Here is a 971-nt window from a genome sequence, read left to right on the forward strand (position 1 = left end):
CCCCACGACGCCCCCCACCACCCCGCCGGCGTCGGGCGGCTGCACCGCGGCCGTCCACATCACCAGCTCCTGGTCGGGCGGCTTCCAGGCCGATGTCACGGTGCTCAACACCGGCACCCGGCAGACCAGCGGCTGGGCCGTCGGGCTGACGCTGCCGTCGGGCGTGCAGATCAGCAACATCTGGAACGCGGCCGTCGACCCGTCGGCGCCGGCCACCACGCTGCGCAACGTCGCCTACAACGGCACGCTCGCCCCTTCGGCCAGTACGTCCTGGGGCATGACGCTCAGCGGCGCGAACCAGAACCTCGGCACCCCGACCTGTACGGCATCGGGGTGAGGATCCGCGGAAGAGTGTGAACGGTGCCGTCTCTTCGGCGCGCCCAGCGCGATCACCGTCCGTGACCGTCACGATGGGCACTGCCGGACGGCCGCCCCGGCGCTGCGTACGGGACGGCCGTCCGGCGTGCGTTCGCGCGCCCGGAGCCGTGCCGCCGACGCCGGCGTTCACGGATGACGGAGCAGAAATGGCGAGCGGCCCAGAGCGCCCATAGCTTCGAATCGCGCGGGCACCGCCCCCCTGCCGAAGGGGCGTTGGCGAGTGCAATCCGAAGCAGCGGACTGGGACCTGTCGCAGCGCTCTGTGGCTCTGCCGGGTCGAGAAAGGCAGGTCAGGGCGATGCCCGTACGGCACAGCAGGTATATCGCAGGAGTCATGACGGTCGCGGCGCTCGGAACGGGAGCCGTCATGGCTCCCGCGGCGCACGCGGAGTGGGGCGTGCGGCTGGTGCACGAGGGACAGTCGATCCAGGCGGCGGTCGACGCGGCCGCCGACGGCGACACCGTTCTCGTGATGCCGGGCACGTACCGGGAGAGCGTGCAGATCACCAGGAACGTGACCCTGAAGGGCGCGGGCGCCGGCCTGGTCACGCTCACCGCCCCGGCCGGCCAGGGCGCCCAGCCCGCCCCCGCGG

1 protein-coding gene and 1 pseudogene are annotated in these 971 nt (G+C 72.8%); both read left to right on the forward strand.

The window, feature by feature from the left end; genetic code table 11:
* Positions 1–337, forward strand: a 337-nt coding sequence (locus tag V7E46_RS33620) for a cellulose binding domain-containing protein (protein WP_333771940.1), incomplete at its 5' end; no start/stop codon positions are given.
* Positions 338–712: 375 nt separating this feature from the next.
* Positions 713–971 (forward strand): annotated as a pseudogene (locus tag V7E46_RS33625) (right-handed parallel beta-helix repeat-containing protein); the annotation flags it as partial.

The organism is Streptomyces sp. IBSBF 2435 (genome assembly GCF_036815005.1).
Taxonomy (GTDB): domain Bacteria; phylum Actinomycetota; class Actinomycetes; order Streptomycetales; family Streptomycetaceae; genus Actinacidiphila.